The sequence below is a fragment of the Novosphingobium sp. PP1Y genome, from assembly GCF_000253255.1.
GTDB lineage: Bacteria > Pseudomonadota > Alphaproteobacteria > Sphingomonadales > Sphingomonadaceae > Novosphingobium.
In genome coordinates, this window is sequence record NC_015580.1 from 1,421,491 (window position 1) to 1,447,260 (window position 25,770).

Here is a 25,770-nt window from a genome sequence, read left to right on the forward strand (position 1 = left end):
GTACTACTCTCCTCTATCGTGGTAGGACGCGGAGAAACCCCATGGCTTCCCCGCGTCCCCCCTATGTACTTACCCTAGGAGCTTGCGCCTGTAAGGGCGAGTCGCGGACTCAATATCTGATGCCGATCGTCGCGCCGTAGGTACGCGGTTCGAGAGCCATGCCGAACGAGAACAGGCCGGCGACGGTAAAGGCGTGCGTCGTGGTCTTCTCATTGGTCAGGTTGCGGCCGAAGACGCGGAAATAGGCTTCCGTATCGCCGAGATCGAAGTTGAAGGTCAGGCTGCTGTCGACGAGATCCTGCGTCGTGGTGCGCACGCGTGGATCGTTGCCGTTGACGATGACCTGGGTGACGTTGCCCGAACCGTCGGTGACCGGGGTCAGCGAGGCAGCCGAGATCTGTTCGTCGTAGGGGCTGATGTGGCGCCAGCCGGCCGTGGCGACGATCTTGCCGAAGCTGGTCGGCACTTCGTAGTCGGCGTTGAGCGACATCGTGAACTTCGGCGCGTAGATCAGGCGGTTGGCCGAGTAGTCGAAGGGTACGATGTCGGTGCCAAGGACGCCGTCGGTGATGAAGTTGCGGAAGTGCGACTTCATGTAGGCGCCCGAAGCGGTGATCCGGAATTCCGGAGTGACGCGCAATGAACCGTCAAGCTCGATGCCCTTGATGATCGCGCCGCCAGGAACGTTGCCGGTAATCGTCTGGTTGCCCGTCGGGCCGCCGGGGACGGTCAGGTTCTGCTGCATGTTCTTGTAGTCGGACACGTAGCCGGCGAGGTTGATGTCCAGCATGCGGTCGAACAGCGAGAGCTTGGCGCCAACCTCGTATGCATCGACGGTTTCCGGCTGGAACGGCGTGCTGGCCGTTTCCGCAGTGGCGGCGCGGGGGCTGAAGCCGCCCGAACGGTAGCCGCGCGACCAGCTTGCGTAGAGCATGGTGTCCGAGTTGGGGCGATAGTCGATGCCGATCTTGGGCGTGAACTTGGTGAAGTTGGCATCGCCCGATCCGATCAGGCCCGACTGTTCGAAGGCGTTGGTCAGCTTCTTGTTATCGTGCGACCAGCGACCACCGAAGGACAGGCGCCACTTGTCGGCGAAGGCCCAGTTGAAGTCGCCGAAGAACGCGTAGCTAGTCGTCTTGCCGTTGACGAACTGCGGGTTGCTGTCGAACTCGTCCGCCGGCACCGAGGAATCGAAGCCGAAGAAGCGGGTGTACTGGGTCAGGTCGTATTTCGAGTGGAAGTAGTATCCGCCCACGACGTAGTCGAAGCCGTCGAACAGGTTGCCTGCAGCGCGCAGTTCCTGGCTCCACTGGGTGTAGTGCTGGCGGCGGTCTGCATAATAGAGGTCAACCGAGGAACCGTCGAAGTCCTGGGTCTGCGCCTCGCGGCTGTGGCGCCAGCCGGTGATCGAGGTCAGCTTCACGGCACCGGCGTCGTAGTTCATCTGCAGCGTCGCGTCGGGAGCGTGATAGGTGCTCACCGCGGCTTCGCCGAAGGTGGTGTACAGGTCGGTCGTGTTGTTGCGGTTGCATTCCTCGGCGGGAATGAGGCCGCAGAACAGTTCCGAGCTGTTGGTCAGGTTGCTGACGACCGGGTTGAATTTCTGGACGACGTTTTCGATGGTGAACTGCCCATCGAAGCCCGAGCCGGTGGGCTGGAACAGCACGCTGGCGCCGTAGCTGTCGCCCTTGCTCCAGCCGTCGCTCGTGTCGCGGGTGGCGTTATGGTAAAAGCCGTCGGTCTCGTTGTGAAAGTACCACGCCTTGACGCCCCAGGTCTCGCCGTCGCCGTAGTTGGCGATCGCCTTGGCTGCCCAGGTATTCCAGCGACCATAGGTGAATTCGGCCTTCACGCCGGGTTCCATGGTCGGCTTGGTGCGGGTGATGTTGATGACACCGCCGATGGTGTTCGCGCCGAACAGGGTACCCTGCGGGCCGCGCAGGACTTCGATCTGGGCGATGTCGAAGGCATCCTGCAACTGGCCGGTGTTGGTGCCGATCGTCACGCCGTCTACGACGACGCCGACGGTCGGGGTCTGCGACTTCTCGATGTCGGCGTAAGTCAGGCCGCGGATCGAGATGTTGGCTGCCTGCGCGCCCGAATTCTGCTGGGTTATGAGCAGGCCCGGGGCCGCGCCCTGCAGATCGCCGATGTTTACAGCCGCCTTGTTTTCGAGCATCGCCGTGTTGACCGCGGTAATCGCGATCGGGGTATCCTGCAGCGTTTCGGAGCGGCGACGGGCAGAAACGATGATTTCATTGGGGTTCGTCGTCTCCACGCCCTGGTCAATGCTCTCCTGCGCACAAGCGGGGGTCGCAATACAGGTAAGGGCAGTTGTCGAAAGCGCAGCAAACCACGCTCCGCGAATTGTTGCGGATGCCATCAGTACTTCCTCCCTTGGACCAATCTCTTCTTGGCCGTAAATTCCCCTTTACTATGTCGGATAATCAAGCGCTTGCCGACCTGCCAATTTGCACAGGTGCGCGCAGGGGTGCGAAGGCCGACCCATTGGCCAATTGAAGGAGATCGATGCCATGGCAGTCAATCGGCGCTTCCTGCTTGTACGCAGGCCGCAAGGAACACCCGTTCCCGAGGATTTCGAGCTGGTCAGCGCGGAAATTCCTTCGCCGCCGCCGGGGGGGATCGTGGTACGCAACCACTATATCTCGCTCGATCCGGCCCAGCGCGGCTGGATGGACGATGCGCCCAGCTACATGCCCCCGATCCCGCTTGGCGATCCGGTTCGGGCGACGACCGTGGGCGTCGTTCATGCGTCCGACAATCCCGACTTCACGCCGGGGCAATGGGTCATGGGTCTCAATGCGATCGAGGATTACTCTGTCGCGATGCCCGGGGGCTTTACCATGCCCGTTGACGTCGATGCCGTGGCATCGCCTTCGAACTTTCTCTCGGCGCTGGGCGCTGTGGGGCTGACCGCCTACTTCGGTCTGCTTGAAGCGGGCAAGCCGCAGCCGGGCGAGACGATCCTCGTTTCGGGTGCGGCCGGTGCGGTCGGTTCGGCAGTCGGCCAGATCGGCAAGATCGTGGGCTGCAGGGTCGTCGGCATTGCCGGTGGTCCGGACAAGTGCCGCCGCCTGATCGAGGACTACGGGTTCGATGCCGCGATCGACTACAAGGGCAAGGACGTCGAGACGCTTGCGGCGGAAATCGCCAAGGCGGCGCCGGATGGCGCGAACGTCGTGTTCGAGAATGTCGGCGGCACGGTCATGGAGGCCGAACTGTTCAACCTCGCGCTTCATGCGCGCATCGTCCTGTGCGGCCTGATCAGCGAATACAATTCTGAGGAGAGGATCGGGATGCGCAACCTGTGGCAGGTGCTTGCCCGCCGGGCGGTGGTGCACGGTTTCCTGATCGCCGACTATGCGGATCGCTTTGCCGAAGGCGGGGCGATGATGGCGCGGTGGTTGGCCGAGGGCAGAATGCGCATCGACGAGGACGTCCAGGAAGGCCTGGAGAATGCCTTCGATGCCTTCATGCGGCTGTTCAGCGGTGCGAACACTGGCAAGCTGGTCCTCAAGATCGCCTGATCGAAGGAAGGGCGGCTCTCCTCCGGGCCGCCCCTCCAGCCTACCTCACGCTTTCATGACCGGCGCGGGGGTCTGACCGGTCTCGTCGAGGTAGTAGTCCACCCACTTGTGGAAGAACTGGTTGCCCGGTTCGTTGCGACCGAAGACCTGATGTGTCATCGCGCCGCTCTCCAGCCCGTTCTGGACCTTCAGGCCGAGGAAGTAGTCCTCCTCTTCCACCACGTCGAAGAAGAAGTCGCACATCTCGTCCAGCGCCTTGATGCCTTCTTCGGTTTCGGGCCGGATCGGGAAGACGTAGTTCATCACCGTGACGTTTTCGTTCGCCTTTGCGCCGGGGAAGAGCTGGGCGAACTGGCACATCTCGGGCGCGAGGAAGAGTGCGAAATTGGGGAAGAGCATGCGAATGAAGTCGTAGCCCCTGTTCTCCTGGGCGCCCCATTGGTCGCGAGGCAGGTCATGCAGGCCGGTGATCGTGTTTTGCGGGAAGCCGATAAGGATGTGCGGCCCGTGCCCCGCGTATATTGCGCGGTTCGAGGGGGAACGGGTGGCGACGGTATTCGTATGCGCGGCCTGGAAGTGGTATCCCTCGAGATAGCCGTCGTAGGCGACTTTCCAGTTTGCGCCGCGCATGACCTTGGACTTGTGATAGTACCAGGTCTCCAGCTTGAGCGCGGCGAAGTGCTCGTACATGTCCCCCAGCCAAGCGCGCGCATCTATCTCCAGACCCGGCGTCAGGATCACGAAGATCATGCCGGCCACCTCGTCGCAAGGTAGCTGCGTCATGTTGAGAGTGGAGCGGTCGACCTCGCCGAATGTCGAGGCTTCGGCAATTCCGATGAGCTTGCCGTCGTTGGCATAAGTCCAGCCGTGGTAGGGACAGGAAAAGGCCCGGCAATTGCCCTTGCCCTCCGGCGCGAGGTTGGCGGCACGGTGCTTGCAGACGTTGAGGAAGGTGCGTGCCTTGCCGTCCCGGGCGCGGGTGATCACGACGGGCAGGCCCATGACGTCCATGGCCTTGTAGTCGTTGACCTGCGGCAGCTCGATCGAAAGCGCCAGCATGAGCGGCAGGCGCTTGAAGATCCGCTCCTTCTCGCGCTCCCAGCGGTCTTCGTCGAGGTAGTTGGCGACGGGCACTTGGAAGACACCGCTTGCCTGGTCGGTCGTGCGGGTTTCGACGAAGTGAAGCATGCGCTCTGCGGCATCGCCGTACTTGGCCATGAGGTCGGTCATCGTGGGGGCTCCCTCAGTCTTTGAGATAGGAATCGAGCGTCTGGTGGAAGTGGCGGATGCGCACTTCCTGGTAGTCGCCCAGTTCTACGCGCTGGTTCTTCGAGGCCTTCAGCCCTTCGTGAGTCAGTTCCATGTTTGTCATGTCCTGATCGACGACCGCGCCCAGAACGCCCAGTTCAGGCGCATCGGACCAGTCCTCGTCCTCGCCCAGCATGTGCATCGGCACTCCGACCGGGCGCGGCTGGCCTTCGGGCACCCGGGCGATCACGCGCACTTCCATCAGGCAATGGTCCTGATCGGGCCAGGGGCGCCAGCGGTAGACGATGTTCGGCATGAACCCGCCCCATGGCGCGAAGTTGGGAAAGACATTGTAGACCAGCGCGTCGAGCAGCTCGCTTTCCGAGACCTGGGAGTAATCGCCGCCGAACATCTCCTGGGAGGTTTTGCGCATTGCGTCGCCCAGTGCCTGCCTGGCGGTCTTGCCTTCGGCTACGTCGATCGCGTGATCGTCCTTGTTCGCCTCATAGTTGTCGGCAGAGCGTCCGTTGTATTTGCGAAATTCGTCGATGATCCACTGCTCGGAGAGCTTCGCGTCGGAGACGTGGGGGCTGACGACGCCGAAGGGCGTGTAGTTCACGTTCACGTGGCGCGAGAGCACGTGATAGGCGGCGTTGGCATCGCCGGTGAAGGGCATGAGCTGGGGATGCGTGACGTAGGCGTGGTAGCTTTCCATGAAGGCTTCCATGGTGATCTTCCAGTTCGCCTTCACGACCTTGCCCACCCAGGCGACCGTCACGCATTCCTCGTGGCGCCAGCGCTTGAAGAACTCGGGTAGCGGCTCGAGGAACTCCTCAAGGCTCGGTCCCTCATCGCTTTCGCGCACGAAGATGTAGCCGCCCCACTGACCGACATGAGCCTCGGGTAGTTGCATCTTCTCGTCTGTAAGGTGCCCGAAGTCCCAGCGGCAGGGAATGTTGCGCAGGCTGCCGTCGGTGTTCCATGAAAAGCCGTGGAACGGGCAGACGAACTGCTCGACGCTGCCGCTGTCGGTCTTGAGCTTGCGTCCGCGGTGGAGGCAGACGTTGTGGAGAGCTTTGACGCTGCCGTCTTCCTGACGCACGATCAGGTAGGAGCGGCCGGCGTTTTCATAGGTCACATAGTCGCCCGGCTCGGGCAGGTCTTCCTCGCGCGCGGCAAATTGCCATACGCGCGGCCACATCCTTTCATTTTCTGCGCGGAAGAATTCCGGGTAGTAATAGCGCGAGGCGTCGACGGCATCGGAGCCGAGATACTGGTACTGGTCCTGCGCGACGAACGCGGGCGGGGCCACGTCGTCTGCGGCGAGGATGTCTTCCCAGCCCGGGCCGGGGCAACGCGCCTTGTTGAAGCCTTCGCGAGAATCGAAATCAGCCATTGTTGCCTCTCCGCATGTTCTGGAGAGACAGATCCCATATTTGCGCGGCACCGCGCTTGATTCAGGTCAAGAACGGGCGCGGGCAGGGCCTGTACTTTTTGCTAGGAAACCGCACAAGCAGGGGGCTTTCATGAAGTTACCGGCAAGGTTGCCGGATTTTTCGGGCCAAAAAAAAACGGGCTCCGAAAAGGAGCCCGTCATCGCTGTCCGTATGAAGGGCCAGTGTCAGAACTGGACGCGCTTGGTGAAGCCGCCGTCGATCACGATGTTGGCGCCGGTCATCGCCTTGCAGGCCGGTGAAGCGGTGAAGGCGATGGCATTGGCCAATTCCTCGCCGGTGGTCATCCGTCCATTGGGAATGGATCCGAGGATCTGGTTGTAGAACTCCGGCATATTGTCCTTGATGTAGGCCCAGGGACCGTCTTCGGTCCAGACCGGGCCCGGAGTGATGCAGTTGGCGCGAATGCCCTCTGACGCAAAGGACTGCGCCATGGCCGAACAATAGTTCATCACTGCGGCCTTGATCGAATTGTAGGGCTGTACGCCCATGAATTCCTCGACTGCGCCGGTCGAGCTGATGCACACGATCGAGCCGTCCTCGGACTTCGTAAGGAACGGACGCGCGGCGGCGATGCCGCGACGCATCGGCAGGATGTCGGCGGCCAGTATGGTCTGCCATGCTTCGTCGGTGTCCTGGCCGGGATTGGCCGAGGTGAAGCTGATGAAGATGTCGCAGCCGCCCAGTGTTTCGGCGGCCTTCTCGACGAATGCGGGCACGGCGGCCGGATCGGTCACGTCAAGCGCTTCGCCATACGCGCTTACGCCATGCGACTTGATTTCGCCGATCACGTTGTCGACCTTGCCCTGGGAACGACCGCAGATGGCGACGTCGCATCCTTCGGCGGCCAGTACCCGGGCGACAACACGGCCGATGCCGCCATTGGCGCCGAGCAGGATGGCCTTCTTGCCCTTCAGTCCGAGATCCATGTGATCAGCTCCTCTGCCATTGCCGGACCTTGGTATCCGGCTCCTGTGCGAATGTCTCCTTTCGCCGCTGAGGACCATGGGGACCACTACACTTTTGATCAGGAATGCTGGTCCGGCGCGCGTGCTAGCTCTTTGCCAGACAAGACGATCAAGGAGAGAGCCATGGCACGACTGCAAGGCAAGAGGGCCGTCATCCTGGGCGCAAGTAGCCCCGACAACATGGGCCAGCATATCGCCCGCCGCTTCATGAAAGAAGGCGCGAGCGTGCTCGTTTCCGGTCGCAAGGACGATGTTCTGAAGAAGTTTGCGGAAGAAACCGGCTGCGAATGGGCTGCCTGCGATCTCACGGACGAAGCCAGCGTCAATGCCCTGGCCGATGCCGCGCAGGCGAGGCTTGGCGGCATCGACATCGCCGTGAACGCGACCGGCTGGGGCCTGCTCAAGCCCTTCCTCGACACGACGCACGAGGATCTTGTGGCGATGACCGACCTGCAATACATCGGCCCCTTCCATTTCTATCAGGCAATGCTGCGCAAGATGATGCGCAGCAATGGCGGCCGGGGCGGATCGATCATCCAGATCAGCTCGGCGACGGCAACGATCATGCTCAACGACCATGCCGCCTACATGGGCACCAAGGCCGGGGCAGACCATGTGATCCGCTGCGTGGCCCACGAATTCGGCAGCGAGGGCGTGCGCGCCAATTCGATATCGCCTGGCCTCACCGATACGCCGATGACTTCGTACGCGAAGGATGTGCCCGGCCTGTTCGATTCCTTCCTCGCAGGGTACCCGCTGGGCCGGATCGGCACTTCGGACGACATCGCCGCGGCTGCTGTCTGGCTAGCCAGTGACGAGTGCTTCATGACCGGCGAGAACCTCCAGGTGAACGGCGGCCTTACCTTGCGCCGCAATCCGATGAAGAGCGAGATCGAGGCCTCGGTCGCGGCGGCAACCGGAGCTGCTCAATGAGCGCGGCGCAGGTTCCTGCGACAATCGCTCCCGATGCGGTGGACGCCTGGGAGCGCGAGGTCGACGTCGTTGTCGTCGGACAGGGCGTTGCAGGAACCTGCGCGGCACTGGAGGCCCATCGTGCAGGTGCCGATGTGCTGATCGTCGAGCGCGCCTCGGGCGGTGGGGGCGCCAGTGCGATGTCCTCGGGCATCTTCTATCTCGGCGGCGGTACGGCGGTGCAGGGCGCCGCCGGCTACGAGGACAGCGCCGAGGACATGGCGCGTTTCCTCATGGCTAGCTGCGATCCGCTCGATCCCAATGCGACCCTGGCGTTCTGCCGCGACAGCAAGGACCATTTCGACTGGCTGGAGGAACAGGGCGTTCCCTTCGAGCGCACATATTTCCCGGGCAAGGCGGTCTACCTGCTCGATTCCACCTGTTTGATGTGGACCGGAAATGAGAAGGCCTGGCCCTATCGCGAGGCCGCCAAGCCCGCACCGCGCGGTCACAAGGTGGTGGGGCAGGGCGAGAATGCCGGCTCGGAGGGTATGAAGCCGTTGCTGCAGCGCTGCATCGACGAGGAGATTCCCGCGATCTACGACAGCGCCGTTATCGCGCTGGTGCAGGACGCGGAAAAGCGCGTCGTCGGCGTGCAGGTGAAGCAGTCTACCGGCACGTCTTTCGTCAAGGCCCGGCGCGGGGTTATCATCGCATGCGGCAGCCACAACCTGTGCAAGGAACTCCTCGACGAGCATCTGCCGCTCCTGACCGAAACGTCCGAGCCGCTGGCGATCCCCAGCAATGACGGTGCGGGCGTCAGGCTAGGGATGTCGGCAGGTGCCTACGCGGTTGCGATGGACGGGCTGATCCCGACCGGCTCGATCTACCCGCCGGGCCAGCTGATCAAGGGCATCGTCGTCAACCGCAACGGCGAGCGCTTCGTGGCCGAGGACGTTTATCACGGCCGGCTCGGCAACTTCGTGATGGAGCAGCCGGGGCAGACTGCCTACCTGATCCTCGACAGCGAGGTCTTCGCTTACCCTGAAAACCCCTTCGCGAAGCATCAGCTGGTCGACGGTTGGGAAACGATCGAGGAGATGGAGGCGGGACTGAACCTGCCGACCGGATCGCTGGTCAGGACCATGAGCGAATACAACAGAGGCGCTGCCAAGGGCGAAGACCCTCGCTTCCACAAGCACGCCGACTGGCTAAAGCCGCTCGATGTCGGGCCCTATGCCGCGTTCGATATCAGCTTCGACAAGTCGACGTACCTGTTCATCACGCTGGGCGGGATCAAGACCGACGAGCAGGGAAGGGCGCTGGACTTGCGCTCCAACGTCATCCCCGGGCTATACGTCGTGGGCGCGAGCGCGGCGCACATTCCGCGCACGGGCAAGGCCTATGCCAGCGGTTTGAGCCTCGGTCCGGGCAGCTACTTCGGGCGCCGTGCCGGGCGCCATGCAGCGGGATCGAACTGGGCCTGACATTCAGGTTCCTGCCGTCACCCCGGACTTGATCGGGGGTGACGGAGAACTTGAGTTCAACGGCAGGGTGGCAGGCGTAGCAATCCGTGTGCACGCGCGTGCCAGGCCGGATCAACTTTCCGAAGGTGCCGCGATGCGTTCCTTCACGTCGGCGCGCAGGATGTCCTTGCGTACCTTGCCCGAGGCCGTGCGGGGGAAGTCCTCCCGGAATTCGAAGCGTTCGGGGATCTTCTGCTTGGCAAGCCCGCTGGCGAGCACGTGCGCAATCAGATCGTCGGGTGTCGGGACGGCGCCCTCGGCAATGACGTAGGCGCACACACCTTCGCCGAGCCGGTCGTGCGGCATCGCCACGACGGCGGCCTCGCGGACGTGGGCATGGCCGTGCAGCACGTCCTCGATCTCCTTGGCGGAGATGTTCTCGCCGCCGCGGATGATCAGGTCCTTCTTGCGCCCGGTAATGGTGATCGCCCCTTCATCGGAACGCACCCCGAGGTCGCCGGTGCGGAAAAAGCCGTCGGTGGTGATCGCTTCGCGGGTCTGGGTTTCGTCGGCATAGCCCAGCATCATGGCGGGGCCGCGGGCAAGGATTTCGCCTTCGCTGCCGTCCGGCAGGTCCTTGTCCTCATGATCGACGATCCGCACTTCGTAATCGACGATGGCGCCGTCGGTGGTTGCCGCAAGGCTTTCCACGTTGGGCCAGCCGAAGGTGACGAGCGGCACCTCGGAAGCGCCGAAGACGCGGAAGGCGCGGCAATTGGCGAAGGCGGCATTGGCGGCCGGGATCAGGTCGTTCGGTACGGCAGCGCCGCCGCACGCGAAGAAGCGGAAGCTGGGCAGGCGGTCGCCGCTGGCCCGTGCCGCGGCAGCCAATTCGACGAGGAAGGGTGTTGCCGCGACTGTTCCGACCAATTGGTGGCGGTCGATCAGCGCAAGCGCTTCCTGCGCGTTCCAGGCTTCCATCAGCACGGTTCGCGTGCCGCAGATGAACGGCGCCTCGAGGCCGTTGGCGTAGCCCGAGACATGGGTGACGGGCGAAGGCATAAGCGTCGCTTCGCCTTCGACGAGGCCCCAGTATGCGGCGCTTTCCCGCAAGATCCGGGCGATCGATACATGGCTGTGCAGCACGCCCTTGGGACGGCCGGTGGTGCCCGAGGTATAGAGCACCATCTTGACGCCGAGCGGATCGACTTGCGGCCGGGCAAAGCGCAAGGCGCGGCCTTCCTCGACCAGCGAGGCGTAGTCGTCCGTGCCTTCTCCGCGCACGGTAAAGATGTGCTGCAGCTCGGGCAGGCTGCCCTTGATGCGGCGCGCCATTTCGGCAAAGTCGTACTTGCGGAACGAGGAAGCGACGAAGAACGCGCGCGCCCCGCAATCCCCCAGCATGATCGACACTTCGTGATCGCGGTAGATCGGCACGATGGGATTGATGACGAGGCCGGACATCGCGGCAGCGAGGTTGATGACCATGGCTTCGCGCCAGTTCGGCACCTGGAAGGCGATCACGTCTCCGGGCCTCAGGCCCCGCGCGTGCATGGCGGCCGAGAGCGCCTCGGCTTCGGCGACTGCTTCTGCCCGCGTCATCGAGACGTCGCCGTCGAGCAGTGCGACGAAGTCGGGTTCTGCTTCGGCCAGCGCCGCCGCCTGCTGCGCGATGGTACGTTCGTCCCAGGCCCCCGTGCCGGCGTAAGCGGCAAGGTGGGGTGGGGGGATCTCTAGCCATGCCCAGGGAGGGCTCTTCCTCTCAACCATGAAACCTGACTGCCCTTGCTGCGCCTTGCGGCCAACTGTCCAAAAGGCAAGGGAACGAAGCAAGAGAAGATTGCTGCAGCGGCGATCCGGGCTGGACAAGCGATCGGGCCGCTATTTCCCATGGCCTAGCAACTCTAGCAGCTTGTTCGGGATCGGCGTCTCGCACAGGATCGCGTTGAATCAAATTGGGAGAACAGCTTTGGACCGCGTCCAGCGCCTTGGCGACGTCGCCGAAATCATGCTCGATTACGTCGAGAACAAGAAGACCTTCATGACCGACAAGACGCTGAAGGTCCCATCGAACAGCTACACTGACAAGGATCAGTTCGATGCGGAAATCGAGCTGATCTTCAAGCGCGTACCGTTGCTGCTGGCATTCACGGCCGAACTGCCCAATCCCGGCGATTACAAGGCCATGGACGCCATGGGCGTGCCGGTCCTGATCAATCGCGACAAGCAGGGGCAGGTGCGTGCCTTCCTCAATGTCTGTTCGCACCGCGGGGCGCCGGTCGCCGATCAGGGCAAGGGCAACTGCTCGCGCTTCACCTGCAAGTACCACGCCTGGACTTACGGCGCCGACGGCCGCCTGCTCGGCATTTCCGAAGCGAGCACCTTCGGCGAGGTCGACAAGTCGCAGATGGGCCTGCGCGTCCTGCCCTGCGAAGAGCGCGCCGGGATGATTTTCGTGTGCCTGACGCCCAATGCGCCGATGGACCTCGACAGGTATTTCCGCGGCTACCTCGAAGATTTCGAAGCGCTCGACTTCGCCAACTGGACCTACCTGGGCAATCGCACGATCGAGGGTGCGAACTGGAAGATCGCATTCGACGGATACCTTGAAGGCTATCACTTCCAGTCTTTGCACCCGGAAACGATTTTCCCGCGCACCCCGTCGAACACGATGCATTACGAAGGCTTCGGCCCGAACATGCGCATCGGCTTCCCGCAGCATTCGATCGCCGATCAGCTCAAGGACGTCCCGCGCGAGAAGTGGGGCGAGTGCGAGAACAACGGCTACGACTTCGTGCGCATCTTCTTCCCCAACGTCTCGATCTTCGTCGCACCGGAAATCACCCAGATTGCCCAGCTGTTCCCCGGGCCGACGCCGGATCGCAACCGCACCGTCCTCAACTACCTGCGCCGCGAGCCGGTGAAGGACGAAGCCGACCGTGAGAAAGTCGAGGCGGCGATGAACTTCTTCCGCGATGTGACGTACGAGGAAGACTACGTGATCGGTCTCGAGATCCAGAAGGGACTCGAGAGCGGGGCGCATGACGACATCACGTTCGGTCGCAACGAACGCGGCAACCAGTTCTTCCACGAATGGCTGAACTGGTATCTCGAGGACGACGAGACGCTTCCCGAACCGCAGATGTAAACAGTCGGGCGCAAGGCCACCGGGGAGAGGATTTCATGCACCGTATTTCACTTGCCTCGGGTGTCCTTCCCGAGTTCGGTCCGGTCGACATCGTCGAGGCCGCCGCCGCGGGCGGATTCGACGAGGTCGGTATCTGGGTCGAACCGGGCGAATGGACCGAGAGCACCACGCGTGAAACCCGGGCCGCGCTGGCGGCTACGGGGCTACCGGTGCTCGATGTCGAAGTCGTGTGGATCAAGCCCGAGACTTCGCTCGACGTTCACAAGCGCGTGCTGGATGTTGGTATGGAACTGGGTGCGAAGAACGTCCTTTGCGTTTCTTCCCATCACGACGCGGGGGTGACGGTAGAGCAGCTGGCAGCGCTGTGCCGCCATGCCGAGGGCACGGGAATGCGCGTTGCGCTGGAATTCGGGATATTTACCGAGGTGAAGAATCTGTCGCAGGCGATTGGCGTCCTCGACCGGGTTGCACATCCCTTGCGGGCCTTGCTCATTGACCCGATCCACGTCGATCGCTCGGGAACCACGGTGGCCGAGATCGCTGCGCTCGACCGGGCCTTGCTGCCCTATGCGCAGCTCTGCGACGCCCGCGCCGAGCGGCCCGCGCCAGACGATTTCGATGCCGTGATCATTGACGCCATCGACTTGCGTGAACAGTGCGGGGAGGGCGTGCTGCCGCTTGCGGCGATGCTGGAGGCGCTGCCGCCGCAGATCCCGCTGTCGATCGAACTGCGCTCTGCTGCCTTGCGCGAGGCGTTTTCCCACCCGGCGCTGCGGGCGAAAGCCGTGGCCGATGCGACCCGCAGTTTCCTGGAGACGCTGGCATGACCGTGACCGTCATCACCCTGCTCAAGCGCCGCGAGGGCATGAGCCGCGAGGATTTTCGCGACTATTACGAGACCAGCCATCGCCATATCGGCGAGAAGGTGCTGTCGGGCTATGCCACCCGATATGTCCGCCGCTTCCTTACGCCCACGGACGGGGTGGACCAGACCTGCGATGCGGATGTGGTCATGGAGATCGATTTCCCCGACGAGGCCACGCGCGATGCGTGTTTTGCCGCGATGGGCGATCCGGAAACGATCGCGATGATCGTCGAGGATGAGAAAAAGCTCTTCGATCGTTCGCGCATCCGGACCTTCAGCGTAACGGAAGCGGTTTCGGACCTGCCTCCCGTCGGCTGAAAGCCCGGATGGGCGATGCCGATCAGTCCTCGGCGGTGTGCATCGTCGTATATTCGCGGCGGGTGAACAGCCACTTTCCGTCGATCTTTGCCAGTTCGTCGACATAGCGGCCCCGGACGCGAAGCGTCTTCTTCGTCGCGGGGTCCTCGAAGATTTCCGAGGTGTAGGAGATCGACGTGGCGCGATTGCCGTCAACGTTGATCTCGCCGGGATGGGCGACGTAGATCATCGGCTTGGTGCAGTTGTCGAGGCCATAGTGCTTCATGGACTCGACCCAACCAGAAACGATGGCTTCCTTGCCGGTGAAACCGCCGAGGTCCGGATACTCGGGCAAGGCCCAGAAGGCATCGTCGGCCCAGGTCGCGGCCCAGGTCTCTGCATTCTTGGTCATCACGCCGTGGGCATATGTCTCGATCGTTTCGCGGATGAGCACGCGGTCTTCGAAATTGCCGGTAAAGGCCATTGCTTCGATCTCCCTTACCAGGCGTGTTCCTCGCCGTTCCACTTGTAGAAGTCACCCGACTTGTCGAGCGTCCAGCCTTCGGCGAGAGCGACGATCTGGCGCGCGCTTTCTTCCGGGCTGATATCGGCATTGGGGCCGCCCATGTCAGTCTGGACGTAGCCGGGGTGGATCAGGCCGATGACGATGCCGCGGTCCTTTAGGTCGATGGCCACCGAGCGCATCATCCGGTTCAGCCCGGCCTTGGTCGCGACATAGGGATAGTAGCCGCCATAAGGCCAGGTAGAGGCAGCGAGCTGGCTCGAGAAGTTCATGACCTTCGAGCCTTCGCTCATGCGCGGCAGGAAGGCGAGCATGACGCGCATCGGCCCCTTCAGCATGATTTCAACGGTATTGTCGAAGTCCTTCCAGTCGAAGCTGTCGAGCTGCGCGGCAGTCTCGCCAATCACGCCGGCGACGTTGTAGAGGATATCGATGGGGGCGTCCCCGGTAGAGGCGGCGCCGGCTGCCACCGAAGCGTCATTGCCAACGTCCATTTCATGAACGGTCACTTTGCCGGAGGAACTTTCCGCAAGTGCGTTCAGTTCGCTCGCGCCTCCCGGATTGCGCACCAGTGCGAAGACACGATCGCCTTGCGAAAGATGCTTCTTGACGAGTTCGAGGGCGATGCCTCGACCCGCTCCGGTAATTGCCACATTTGCCATCAGGGTTTCCTTCCTTCGAGCCAGTCATTGAGCACTTCGTGAAAGAAGCGCACGCGCGTTTCCTGGGCTGTCAGGTACGCGTCGGTATAGCCGCGAGAATGCATGCCGGCCTGCATGCCTTCGGCGAGTTCCATGTCCTGATAGACGATCTGGCCCGCCAGTTCGGGGATGCCCTTGCCGTCGTCGAAATCGCGATGCTCGCACTCGGCAACCTCGCGCAGCGGCTTCGGGCCGGCCATGACCGATTCCACCATTTCCTGCCCTTCGACCGGGAAAGCCATGCACCACAGGTCGAAGTAGCACTTCTCCGGGTCTTCCGGATGCGGTTCGCTTCGGAAAAAGACGAGGTTGTCGGGCAGGAAGCTGATCGTCACATTGGGGAAGATCACCGTGTGCGGACTGTCGGTGATCTCCTCGTCGTTCATGTTCTCGTAGTGGACGTAGCCGCGCTCCTTCCAGTCGCGTTGCTTGGCCGCCTTGAGGTCGAGCCAGCCCTGCATCGCCATGTCCTCGTAGGAGGCGTAGCCTTCGGGATCGATCCCCCAGGCCTGCAGGATCATCTTGTAGGGATGCGGCTGGTCCGGCGGCAGCCGGTCCGAAAGGGAGGGGCGCATTGGCTGGACCGTGCGGCCATGGCCATTGGCCCACATTTCATGCCTTGCGGTGTCGACGTCCTGGTCGATCCATGGCGGTACTTGCGGATGCGCGGTGCGGGTGTGGTAGCTCTCGGAGAAATTGTCGGTTACGAACTTCCAGTTCGCGTTGAGCGCGATGCGGTACCAGGCCACGCGCACCGCGGTGTCCATCGGGTAGTTCTTGTATACCGCCGGCATCGGCGCGAGGTATTCCTGGAGCGAGGGACCTTCCTTGGCCATCGTGTACCACACGAAACCGCCCCAGATTTCGCAGCGCAGTTCCTGGAGGCCGAGCTTTCCGCATGGGTTGCCCTGCGGGAAGTCGATGTCGCTATCCTGGGCATGGATCAGCTTGCCGTCGATGCCGTAACGCCAGCCATGATAGGGGCAGGAGATCGCATCGACCGACGACATGCCCTTGACCATGCGCATGCCGCGATGGGCGCAGGAGTTGAAGAAGGCGCGGACCGAGCCGTCTTCCTGCCGCACGGCGATCACCGATTCCTTCATGAAGTCATGCACGACGAAATCGCCTGCCTCGGGAATGTCTGCAGTGCGTCCGGCGATGTGCCATATGCGGGTCCAGAGCATGTCCCATTCGCGCTGCATGAATTCGCGCGAAAAGTAGCGATCGCCGGTGATGGGATCGCCGCGCAGGTTGGATGGATCGCGCCCGTCGAGCGGGGCTTCGAAGTCGGCTGGCTTGTTCATGGGACCTCTCTCCCAAATTGATTCGTTATCGCCTCAAGTCTGGTGGAGGAGGAAGGCCTGCGACACCTGTCATATGTGAGAGAAAGCAGGTCGACTTGCCGGTTTTCAAGCGGGTGGATTGAAAGCCGGGCTTCCCCCCCGGGATTTCAGCGCCGGTCGTAGAGTTCCTGGATGGTGTGCGACGCGAAGCGGTGCAGCACTTCCATGCGATCGGTGCCGCTGTAGATCGGTTTGTGCAGGACCATGCCCATATGCATCGCGCTGATGAAGTCGTGCGAGAGCTTGAGCATGTCCCAGTGATCCTTCCATTGCGGAAAGGCCTCGATCATTTCGCCGGTCCAGACTTCGTCGAGGCGGCGCGAAGCAGGATTGAAGAGCTCCGCCAGCTCGGTGTCGGTGCGCGCGGCGACCGTCAGTTCGAGATAGGCTGCATATTCCCGACTCTGCGCCGAGCTCCAGTGCGCCTCGCAGGCAAGTTCGATGATCGCTTCGCCCTGCCGGTTGGCGAGGATGTCGAAATAGTCCGACAGGTATGCGCGCATCCGTTCGAAGACGACATGCTCGACGACCGCACTGACGAGCTCCAGGCGCGTCGGGAAATGATGGTGCATGGCCCCGCGCGAAACGCCGCTGCGTGTGGCGACGGCCGCGGTGGTGAGGCCGGTATAGCCTTGTTCGAGAAGGCAATCGACGGCGGTCGATACCAGCTTCTCGCGCATCCTGGCGCTCTTGCGCTGTTGCCACTTCGCGGGTGGCTCGGACACGTGATCCGGTCGCAGGGCGCTCAACATACGGTCCTGCAATGCTTCGATCGTCATTCATACCCCCGGAGTTATGCGCCAGAAATTGCCCGAGGTTCCTTGGCGCGCAATACCTAGTCAAAGTGGCAGGTGGGCTGACGCGGCAAGGTATAGCATAAAAACCGGCAGGGCAGCCGGTTATTTTCGGTCACCCTGATTTTCCCAATCCACGCATCAAAAATGTGGACGGAACGACAAGAGGGGAGTGAGAGGCATGAAGAGGGCACTATCGTATCTGTTGCTGGGGACCTGTTGCGCCGCCATCGTGCAGGCGCCGGCCTATGCGCAGCAGAGTGAGGAATCCACCGGCGGACTCAAAGAGATCGTCGTTACCGCCCAGAAGCAGGCGCAGAGCCAGCAGGATGTTCCGATTTCGGTGACCGCTGTCACTGGCGAAAGTCTTGCCGCAGCGCAGGTCAACAATGTCGCTGACTTGTCCAACTCCATTCCGAACGTGCAGATCAACACGTTCTCCAACTCGCCGGATTCGGCCGTTTTCACCATTCGCGGCGTCGGTGTCAACGATGCCGACCCCTATGTCGGCACGACGGTTTCGGTGGTCGTCGACGGTGTCGTCGTCGGCGTCAACACCGCAGCGCTGCTTTCGCTGTTCGACATCGACCGGGTCGAGGTGCTGCGCGGACCGCAGGGCACCCTGTTCGGCGCCAATACGACAGGCGGCGTCATCAACGTCGTGACCAAGCAGCCGACCGGCGAACTGGGCGGCGAATTCGAAGCGGTTTACGGCAACTACAACCATGTCGAGCTCAATGCCGCGCTGAACTTCCCGATCACCGACAACCTTTCGGGGAAGATCAGCGTCCTGCACAATTCGATGGACGGCTACTTCCGCAACTACGCGGACAATCGCCGCATCGGCGAGCGCAACATCACCTCGCTGCGCGGTTACCTCAAGTACGCCCAGGGCAACTACGATGCGACCGTGATCGGCGAATATGTGCGCAGCCGCAACGGTTCGCAGACGGGCATCCTGCTCGCCGGCCCGGGCGAACTGTTCTACGTTCCCGGCGAGACCGAAAAGGCCTTCGATTTCAAGCGCGGTCTCAGCTACGATCAACCCGACGCGAACGATCGCGATTCCTATTCGATAACGCTGACGCAGAACCTGTCGACCGGCATCGGCGACTGGACCTCGATCACCAGCTATCGCGACTATGACAACGACCTCTATTCGGACGACGATGCGACCACGCTGGTGCTTCTGCAGACGCACCGCCGGATCAAGCATCACCAGTTCAGCCAGGAACTGCGCGACCTGGTCGACATCACCGACAGCACCCGCCTGATCGTCGGCGGCTACTACTTCCGCCAGCACTACACGCTGGACCAGCAGGGCAAGCTCGACGGCTTCCTGCCGGGTCTCGGCCAGCCGCAGACGCAGGAGCAGACCAACTGGTCGATCTCCGGCTTCGCGCAGCTTTACCAGGACATAACGCCCGACCTGCGCCTGCAGGCCGGCATTCGCTATAGCCATGAAAAGACCGACGCGGTTTCCACGACGGCCAACACCATCAATCCGGACGGGGTCGCGACTTTCGACGATCCTCTGATCCCGGGCTCGCTGATCGTCGCGAGTGGCAAGAAGGCATGGAACAACGTCGGCTGGAAGGTCGGGCTCGACTACAAGGTCACGCCTGACGTCATGTTGTACAGCTACTATGCGCGCGGCTTCAAGTCGGGCGGCTTTACCGGGCGCATCGTCTTGGCCGAGGACATCGGTCCGTTCGATCCCGAAAAGCTCGACACTATCGAAGCCGGGTTCAAGGCAGACCTGCTCGACCGCCACCTGCGCGTGAACCTCGCCGCATTCTACAATTTCTACAAGAACATGCAGGTGGTGCAGAACATCACCTATCCCTCAGGCGCGAACTCGGCATCGATCGCCAATGCGGGCAAGGCTGAAACGAAGGGCTTCGAACTGGAGATCACCGCCGCGCCGGTGAATGGGCTGACCCTGACCGGCGCGCTGGCCTACCTCGATGCCAAGTACAAGGAATACGACACCCAGATCCTGGACCCGGCAACGGGCGGCCTGGTTCCGGCTTCCTATGCCGGAAACAGCCTCATGAACTCGCCGAAGTGGAACGCCTCGTTCGGCGCCAACTGGCAGATGGCGCTTGGAAATGGTACACTGACCGCGAACGGACTGTACAGCTACACCAGCTCCAAGTTCACCAGCTATACGAACCTTCCGGTGGAACGTGTCGGGCCGGTAGAGCTGGTCAATGCCAGCCTGAACTGGGGGCCTGACGATGCCGGCTGGAAGATCGGCATTTACGGCCGCAACCTGTTCGACGAGAAGTATTTCAACCAGAAGCTGAGCCTGGCCGGCATCGGTACGTTGGCCTCGCTCGGGGCGCCGCGCGAATACGGCGCGACCTTCCGCTACAGCTTCTGACAATGGGAGAGGCAAGGTTGCTCGATAGGACGCAATCGCGGGGTTTCGGTCCCGTCGCGGAGATCCGCGACCTTGCCGCTCGCCGCAAATTCGATTTCAGCCCGCAATGCTGGCGGCCAGCCCCCGGAAGTCGAGAAGGAACCAGACCATGAACGTTCAGGCCAATATCTCACGTTATTCGAAGGAGTTCGATCAGCCGGTGCGCGGCGATACGATCACCGCCGATCGCTACATCTCCAAGGAGTGGATGGACAAGGAGATGAAGCATCTCTGGCCCAAGGTCTGGCACCTGGGCGGTGTCCTTGCCGAACTGGAGGAGCCAGGCGACATCATCCGCCACAACTTCGCCAAGGAATCGGTAATCATGGTGAAGCAGGAGGACGGCTCGGTCCGCGCCTTCTACAATTCCTGTCCGCACCGCGGCAACCGCCTCGTCCTTGGCGATGCGACCAGCGTTCCGCGCATCGTCTGCGGCTACCACAACTGGACCTTTGACCTCGACGGGACACTGGCCAGGGTACAGGATCCCGACGACTTCGAGGGCGGTAGCCCCTGCGGCAAGGTGCACCTGTCCGAGCTGCGCTGCGAGACGTGGGGCCCGTTCGTGTTCTGGTGCATGGACGATGATGTCCCGCCGCTGCTGGAATGGCTCTCGCCGTTCCCCGAACGCCTGAAGGGCTATGGCCTCGACAACTGGGTGCGCGTGCTCAACCTGTCGGCGGACTGCGAGTTCAACTGGAAGATCATCCGCGACAACTTCAACGAATCCTACCACCTGCCGACGATCCATCCGGAACTGTCGACCTTCATCAACGACGGGCTGCCCGATACGCTGTTCGAAATGTACCCGTCGGGCCACAACTCGATGTGGATGAAGGGCCACCAGGCCACCACGCGCCAGGACTTCCACACTACCGAGGTTCCCGCCCCGCTCGACGAGATCGCGGCGGCCTGGGGCATCGATCCGGCGCAATACAACGGTCATACCGGCGACCTGCGCCAGGCGATCATCGAGGCCAAGCGCAAGCTCGGTCCGGGCCGCGGCTACAAGAACTACGACGACATGACCGACCAGCAGCTGGTGGACTATTTCCACTGCACGCTGTTCCCGAACCTCACGATCACGATGAGCCCGGAGCAGTGCCAGATCCTGCGCACCGAACCGCATCCCACCGATCCGGAAAAGTGCGTTTTCCAGCACTGGTGCCTTTACCCGCCGGTGGAAGGCATGAAGGAAGTCGTCACGCCGATCGGCAACCTGCCGCTTCGTCATGACGCTGAGGCTCGCCACTCGGTCTACGGTGACGGCGTGAGTCTGGGCTTCGTTGCCGACCAGGACCTTTCGATCGGTACCAGCCAGCAGCAGGGCCTCAACTCCCGCGGCTTCAAGGGCTGCATCCTGCCTGGTCAGGAAAAGCGCGTTCAGCGCTTCCACGAACTGCTGAATGACATGGTCCAGGGCAAGGACTGATCTTGGTGAACCTTCCCGCTCCCGGTGTCCCGGGCCGCCATGTCATGCAGGTTGCGCTGATGGTCGACGATATCGAGACCGCCTGCACGCGCTGGACCCAGACCACCGGGATCGGGCCGTTCCTCGTCGTCCCGCACATCGAGGTCGCCGAATACGCCTATCGCGGCAAGAAGGCTGCCGGCCTCGATTTCTCGGTCGCCATCGCCCAGTCGGGCGGTGTGCAGATCGAGCTCGTGCAGCAGCACTGCGACAGCCCCTCCGCCTATCGCGACACCATCGCGAAGGGTGAGGGGGGATTTCATCACCTCGCCATCTATACCGGCGACTACGATGCGGTTTACGCCAGCTATGTCGATCAGGGTTTCGTCGCCGCGGTCGATGGAGAGTTCGGCGGCTTCCGTTTCAGCTATATCGATACCAGCAAATCGATCGGCTGCATGATCGAGCTGATCGAGGAAAATCCGATCCAGACCGATTTCTTCGAGCGCGTTGCCGCAGCCGCAGAGGGCTGGGACGGCGTGACCGATCCTATCCGCCCCGGATTTCCTGCCGAGGCGCAATAACCAGAACGGAAATACAAGAAAAACCCGACCCGGTGCGTCGCGGAGAAGGCCGGGACAGAAGGAAAGTCTGCCATGACAAGATATCTCGAAGTCCCAGAAAAAGCCGCGACCTATCCCACGCACCCTTCGGCCCAGTTTCCCAAGGCGCGCGGTGATGCGGTCACCGGAGACCGCTATTATTCCAGGGAATTCGCGGAGCGCGAATGGGAACACATGTGGAAGCGCGTGTGGCACGTGGGCGGGCGTGAAAGCCAGCTCGAAGAGCCGGGCGATTTCATCACGCACAACTTCCGCCATGAATCGGTGATCATGATCCGGCAGGAAGACGGCTCGATCCGCGCTTTCTTCAATGTCTGCCAGCATCGCGGGAACCGCCTCGTCAACGTCGAGGAGGGGGGCGTCGCCAAGCATCTGACCTGCCCGTACCACAACTGGAAGTGGAACATTGACGGCGCTCTCGACGAAGTGCAGGACCCCGAGGACTTTCCGCAAGGTAACCCTTGCGATAACCTGCGGATGAAGGAAGTGCCCTGCGAAACATGGGGCGGCTTCGTCTTCTACAGCTTCGATCCCAATGCGCTGCCGCTGCAGGAATATCTCGACCCGGTACCGCAACTGCTTGGCAACCGCGATCTGGCGAACTGGAAGCGCGTCGTCTGGCTGACCCTGCGCGTGAACACCAACTGGAAGTTCGCCTCGGACAACTTCAACGAGTCCTATCACATCCCGGCCGTGCACCCGCAGTTCCAGCCGATGATCGACGATCACTACTCGACGACGATCTTCGAGATGTACCCGCAGGGGCACAACCGCATGATCGAGAAACTACAGCCCTCCAGCCGCTACGAAAGTTCGGTCAACGTCATGCCGCTGTGGGCCGACGTGCTGAAGGAATGGGATCTCGACCCGTCCGAATTCGAAGGCAAGGCGCAGGAAGCGCGCAAGGCCCTGCAGGAAGCACGGCGCCGGCTGGGCCCTGAGCGGGGCCATCATCACTTTGCGACGATGAGCGACGATGAACTGACCGACCAGTTCCATCAAACCTGCTTTCCGAACCTGACGCTGACCGGCACCCCTGAGGGCCTGCACATGTTCCGGACCGAACCCGATCCGGAAGACCCCAACTGGTCGACCTTCGACTACTGGTACATGGTTCCCGAGATCGAGGGCGCCGACGAAGTCGCCACGCTCTATGGCATGCGTCCCTACGAGGAGGCTGAGCACGAGACCGCGCTGTTCGGTGAGAAGAAGGCCGCGATCGCGCAGGGCGACTTCCTGTCGCAGGACCTGTCGCTGGCTGTGACCCAGCAGAAGGGCCTGCAATCGATGGGCTTCGACCGCGCCTATCTGGCCGAACAGGAAACCCGCATCAGCCGCTTCCACGAGGTCATCAACGACTATCTCGAAGGGCGCCGCTGATCGCCTGATATTCCCCTCGGGGCCGGCAGCCGGGCAGGTTGCCGGCCCCATTTCCCAAGATGTCAGACCTGAGAGGATTACCGTAGATGACCGCTTGCCCGATCGAGGACCGCCTCGCCATTCAGGACCTGTTGATCTCCTACGCTCACGCGGTGGACAGTCTGCACGACATCGACGGCATTCTCGACGTCTTTGTGGAGGACGCGGTGTTCGACCTTTCGGGCATCAATTTCCCCAGCCTCAATGGACACGGTGAGATCCGCAAGTTCTTCGAGGACACTTTCGAGGTGATGTCGGCCCATGGCCATTACCTGACCAACTTTGCAATCACCGCCTATGACGGCGATACCGCATCGATCCGCGCCTACGTGATCGGCATGGGCAAGTACAAGGCGGGCGGCGGGATTACCGTGAACGGTCGCTATTACTTCGACGTCAAACGCACCGATGCGGGCTGGAAGGCCACGCGCTACACGATGGATTTTCTCATTCCTATCGAGGCATGATCATGGCCGGGACGGGCAGGATCGCGGGAAAGGTCGCACTGGTCACCGGGGCGGCCTCCGGTCTTGGCGAGGCGATTGTCCGCCGCTTCGTTCAGGAAGGCGCGCATGTCGTGCTGGCCGACATCGACGAGGCAGGCGGGCAGGTACTGACCGATGAACTGGGCGAGGCGGCGGCGTTCGTGAGCCTCGACGTTACCAGCGAAGCCCAGTGGATCGACGCCTTCGAACGCGTCGAGGCGCTTCATGGCCGGATCGACGTGCTGGTCAATTGCGCGGGGATCACCACCATCGGTTCGGTCGAGGACCTCGCGCTCGATGCCTTCCGGCACGAGCTGGACGTGGATCTTGCCGGCGTATTCCTGGGCTGCAAGCACGTCATCGCGCTGATGAAGCGCACCGGCGGGTCGGTGATCAATATCGCGTCGATGGCGAGCATTCGTGCCGCGCATTATCTGGCCGCCTACAATGCGGCGAAGGCGGGCGTTACGCACATGACCAAGTCGATCGCGCTGCACTATGCCCGCGAGAAGTACGGCATGCGGTGCAATTCGGTGCATCCGGGCGTGATCCATACTCCGATCCTCGACAAGGTTCTGGCTCAGTCGGACAATCCCGATGCCCTTTACGCCGAGTGGGTGGCCGGCCATCCCATCGGCCGTATCGGCCAGCCCGATGAAGTGGCCGCCCTGTGCCTCTATCTCGCCAGCGACGAAAGCGCCTTTGCAACGGGGGCGGAATTCGTCATCGATGGGGGCTCGTCGCTTTAGATCGGCAGGATTTCCGGGGTCTCGTGGATTTCCAGGATCTCGAACACGTTGCCGAAGAAGTCGCGGCAGTAGGTTCCGGAGTAGCCGTGTTTGGTCCCGTCGGCATCGACGGTGATCGATGACATGTCGGGCGGCGCATGGACCGGCAGGCCCGCCGCGACGATGCGTTCGTGCACGGCTTCCAAATCCTCCACCTGTATCGCGAAGTGCGTGTAACCATATTCGTTGACCCCGCGGCCGGGGGCGAGCGGGGCCTGCCTGGGGGCACTGTATTCGAAGACTTCGATCTGGACGTTGCCGAGGCGGCAGAAGAACTGCCTTGCGGCGCTACCTTCGAGGCCCACGATCCTGTCGATGAAGGGATTGTCGGCCCAGCTCAGCGGTTCGACTTCTTCCACCGCGCCAAGGATATCGAGATAGAATTCGCGCGCCTTGTCGAGGTCGGGAACCGACACGCCGATATGGTGCACGCCGATTACACCGGGCAGCTTGCGGGACATTGCGCGGGTTCCTTCACTTGGCATTGCAGGGCGGGAGCCGATGGTGCAGGCGGCTCCCGTAGTATCGCGATCCGGGATCAGACCTGGCTGAAGCCTCCGTCCATCACGAGTTCGTCGCAGGTCATGAAGCTGGAGGCCTCGCTGGCTAGGAACACCACGCCGCCGGCCATTTCATCGGGCCGGCCCATCCTGCCGATCGGATGATTGGCGAGGATGCCCTGCATCGCGACTTCGCGCGAGGGGACGGCGCCCATTTCGACGTAGCGGTCCATGATCGAACCGAGCATCGGCGTGTCGATGCCGCCGGGGTGCACCGAGTTGACCCGGATGTTATAGCCCAGTGCGCCGAACTCGGCGCCAAGGCACTTGGTCAGCATCTTGATCGCGGCCTTGCTGGTGCAATAGGCGGCGTTGAACGGCGCGCCGCGCAGGCCGCCCACGCTCGAGAAATTGATGACCGACGCGCCAGCCTTGCGGGCCTTGCCGCCAGCCTTGAGCAGGTCGAGCATGATCTGCGTGCCGATGATCGCGGAATCCACGTTGATCGCGTTGACCTTGTGGAATTCGGACAGCGGCGTGTCCTCGAACTTCGTCACGATGGAGAAGCCCGCGTTGTTCACCAGCGCGTCGAGACGGCCATAGTTCTCGCGCACCAGTGCTTCCACCGCGCGCCAGTCGGCGTCGCTGGTTACGTCGTGCCTGAGGTAATGGTCGGCGCCCTCGATGTCTGCACTGTCGCGCAAGTCGGTGGCGATGACGGTGGCTCCGGCAGCCTTCATGGCCTTGACGATTTCGCGGCCTATGCCACCGGCCGCGCCGGTGACGACGGCGACGACGCCGGGAAGGGCGATGGTCATGGTCTTTTGTCTTCCCTTGTTGTGGTTACTG

At 62.3% G+C, this 25,770-nt stretch carries 23 protein-coding genes; 12 read left to right on the top strand and 11 right to left on the bottom strand.

Annotation, left to right across the window (positions count from 1 at the left end):
• Positions 1-109: 109 nt before the first annotated feature.
• Positions 110-2,383: a TonB-dependent receptor gene (locus tag PP1Y_RS12770; RefSeq protein ID WP_013832618.1), complete on the bottom strand. Its 2,274-nt coding sequence runs from the start codon at positions 2,381-2,383 to the stop codon at positions 110-112.
• A 151-nt stretch (positions 2,384-2,534) separates the two neighbouring features.
• Between PP1Y_RS12770 and PP1Y_RS12775 the strand changes: the two genes are divergently transcribed.
• Positions 2,535-3,548, top strand: a complete 1,014-nt coding sequence (locus PP1Y_RS12775; protein WP_013832619.1) for an NADP-dependent oxidoreductase — start codon at positions 2,535-2,537, stop codon at positions 3,546-3,548.
• Between the two features lie 45 nt (positions 3,549-3,593).
• On the opposite strand, the gene PP1Y_RS12780 is transcribed toward PP1Y_RS12775, so the two are convergent.
• From PP1Y_RS12780 to PP1Y_RS12790, 3 genes are all read right to left on the bottom strand, one after another.
• Positions 3,594-4,778, bottom strand: coding sequence for an SRPBCC family protein (locus PP1Y_RS12780; protein ID WP_013832620.1), 1,185 nt, complete (start codon positions 4,776-4,778; stop codon positions 3,594-3,596).
• A 13-nt stretch (positions 4,779-4,791) separates the two neighbouring features.
• Positions 4,792-6,192: an SRPBCC family protein gene (locus tag PP1Y_RS12785; RefSeq protein ID WP_013832621.1), complete on the bottom strand. Its 1,401-nt coding sequence runs from the start codon at positions 6,190-6,192 to the stop codon at positions 4,792-4,794.
• 225 nt (positions 6,193-6,417) lie between these two features.
• Complete coding sequence (locus PP1Y_RS12790; RefSeq protein WP_013832622.1) at positions 6,418-7,179, bottom strand: SDR family NAD(P)-dependent oxidoreductase; 762 nt, start codon at positions 7,177-7,179, stop codon at positions 6,418-6,420.
• Positions 7,180-7,341: 162 nt separating this feature from the next.
• Here PP1Y_RS12790 and PP1Y_RS12795 point away from each other — a divergent pair, with 162 nt between their 5' ends.
• Positions 7,342-8,151 (top strand): SDR family oxidoreductase, encoded by an 810-nt coding sequence (locus tag PP1Y_RS12795; RefSeq protein ID WP_013832623.1) that lies wholly within the window; start codon positions 7,342-7,344, stop codon positions 8,149-8,151.
• The gene (locus PP1Y_RS12800; RefSeq protein ID WP_013832624.1) at positions 8,148-9,617 is read left to right on the top strand and encodes an FAD-dependent oxidoreductase; all 1,470 of its coding nucleotides are present in this window, start codon (positions 8,148-8,150) and stop codon (positions 9,615-9,617) included. The genes PP1Y_RS12795 and PP1Y_RS12800 overlap by 4 nt, the downstream gene beginning before the upstream one ends.
• 111 nt (positions 9,618-9,728) lie before the next feature.
• On the opposite strand, the gene PP1Y_RS12805 is transcribed toward PP1Y_RS12800, so the two are convergent.
• A complete protein-coding gene (locus tag PP1Y_RS12805; RefSeq protein ID WP_013832625.1) occupies positions 9,729-11,366 on the bottom strand; it encodes an AMP-binding protein in 1,638 nt (545 codons plus the stop codon).
• 199 nt (positions 11,367-11,565) lie between these two features.
• Here PP1Y_RS12805 and PP1Y_RS12810 point away from each other — a divergent pair, with 199 nt between their 5' ends.
• From PP1Y_RS12810 to PP1Y_RS12820, 3 genes are read left to right on the top strand one after another with little or no spacing between them, the layout of a single operon-like run.
• Entirely contained in the window at positions 11,566-12,744 is a 1,179-nt protein-coding gene (locus tag PP1Y_RS12810) for an aromatic ring-hydroxylating dioxygenase subunit alpha (RefSeq protein ID WP_041558833.1), read from the top strand.
• Positions 12,745-12,779: 35 nt separating this feature from the next.
• A complete protein-coding gene (locus tag PP1Y_RS12815; protein ID WP_013832627.1) occupies positions 12,780-13,571 on the top strand; it encodes a sugar phosphate isomerase/epimerase in 792 nt (263 codons plus the stop codon).
• Positions 13,568-13,927 (top strand): EthD domain-containing protein, encoded by a 360-nt coding sequence (locus PP1Y_RS12820; protein WP_013832628.1) that lies wholly within the window; start codon positions 13,568-13,570, stop codon positions 13,925-13,927. The genes PP1Y_RS12815 and PP1Y_RS12820 overlap by 4 nt, the downstream gene beginning before the upstream one ends.
• 22 nt (positions 13,928-13,949) lie before the next feature.
• Here PP1Y_RS12820 and PP1Y_RS12825 read toward each other — a convergent pair whose 3' ends face one another.
• The 4 genes from PP1Y_RS12825 to PP1Y_RS24695 form a co-directional block, all read right to left on the bottom strand.
• Positions 13,950-14,390 (bottom strand): nuclear transport factor 2 family protein, encoded by a 441-nt coding sequence (locus PP1Y_RS12825; RefSeq protein WP_013832629.1) that lies wholly within the window; start codon positions 14,388-14,390, stop codon positions 13,950-13,952.
• 14 nt (positions 14,391-14,404) lie between these two features.
• On the bottom strand, positions 14,405-15,091 hold the full coding sequence (locus PP1Y_RS12830) for an SDR family oxidoreductase (RefSeq protein ID WP_013832630.1): 687 nt from the start codon (positions 15,089-15,091) through the stop codon (positions 14,405-14,407).
• Complete coding sequence (locus PP1Y_RS12835; RefSeq protein ID WP_013832631.1) at positions 15,091-16,437, bottom strand: SRPBCC family protein; 1,347 nt, start codon at positions 16,435-16,437, stop codon at positions 15,091-15,093. The genes PP1Y_RS12830 and PP1Y_RS12835 overlap by 1 nt, the downstream gene beginning before the upstream one ends.
• A 146-nt stretch (positions 16,438-16,583) precedes the next feature.
• The gene (locus PP1Y_RS24695) at positions 16,584-17,255 is read right to left on the bottom strand and encodes a TetR/AcrR family transcriptional regulator (protein ID WP_013832632.1); all 672 of its coding nucleotides are present in this window, start codon (positions 17,253-17,255) and stop codon (positions 16,584-16,586) included.
• 196 nt (positions 17,256-17,451) lie between these two features.
• On the opposite strand from PP1Y_RS24695, the gene PP1Y_RS12845 reads away from it, so the two are divergent.
• The 6 genes from PP1Y_RS12845 (at position 17,452) to PP1Y_RS12870 (ending at position 24,382) form a co-directional block, all read left to right on the top strand.
• A complete protein-coding gene (locus PP1Y_RS12845; protein ID WP_013832633.1) occupies positions 17,452-19,656 on the top strand; it encodes a TonB-dependent receptor in 2,205 nt (734 codons plus the stop codon).
• 148 nt (positions 19,657-19,804) lie between these two features.
• On the top strand, positions 19,805-21,127 hold the full coding sequence (locus tag PP1Y_RS12850) for an SRPBCC family protein (RefSeq protein ID WP_013832634.1): 1,323 nt from the start codon (positions 19,805-19,807) through the stop codon (positions 21,125-21,127).
• A 5-nt stretch (positions 21,128-21,132) separates the two neighbouring features.
• Positions 21,133-21,690 (top strand): VOC family protein, encoded by a 558-nt coding sequence (locus tag PP1Y_RS12855; protein ID WP_232512671.1) that lies wholly within the window; start codon positions 21,133-21,135, stop codon positions 21,688-21,690.
• 72 nt (positions 21,691-21,762) lie between these two features.
• Positions 21,763-23,109 carry an SRPBCC family protein gene (locus PP1Y_RS12860; protein ID WP_013832636.1) on the top strand — a complete coding sequence of 449 codons (1,347 nt, stop codon included), beginning with the start codon at positions 21,763-21,765 and terminating at the stop codon, positions 23,107-23,109.
• 86 nt (positions 23,110-23,195) lie between these two features.
• Positions 23,196-23,615 carry a nuclear transport factor 2 family protein gene (locus PP1Y_RS12865; protein ID WP_013832637.1) on the top strand — a complete coding sequence of 140 codons (420 nt, stop codon included), beginning with the start codon at positions 23,196-23,198 and terminating at the stop codon, positions 23,613-23,615.
• Positions 23,616-23,617: 2 nt separating this feature from the next.
• Positions 23,618-24,382, top strand: a complete 765-nt coding sequence (locus PP1Y_RS12870) for a glucose 1-dehydrogenase (protein ID WP_013832638.1) — start codon at positions 23,618-23,620, stop codon at positions 24,380-24,382.
• On the opposite strand, the gene PP1Y_RS12875 is transcribed toward PP1Y_RS12870, so the two are convergent.
• Together PP1Y_RS12875 and PP1Y_RS12880 are read right to left on the bottom strand one after the other, a co-directional pair.
• Positions 24,379-24,882: a VOC family protein gene (locus tag PP1Y_RS12875; protein ID WP_013832639.1), complete on the bottom strand. Its 504-nt coding sequence runs from the start codon at positions 24,880-24,882 to the stop codon at positions 24,379-24,381. The genes PP1Y_RS12870 and PP1Y_RS12875 overlap by 4 nt on opposite strands.
• Positions 24,883-24,959: 77 nt before the next feature.
• The gene (locus tag PP1Y_RS12880; RefSeq protein ID WP_013832640.1) at positions 24,960-25,739 is read right to left on the bottom strand and encodes an SDR family oxidoreductase; all 780 of its coding nucleotides are present in this window, start codon (positions 25,737-25,739) and stop codon (positions 24,960-24,962) included.
• Positions 25,740-25,770: the final 31 nt, after the last annotated feature.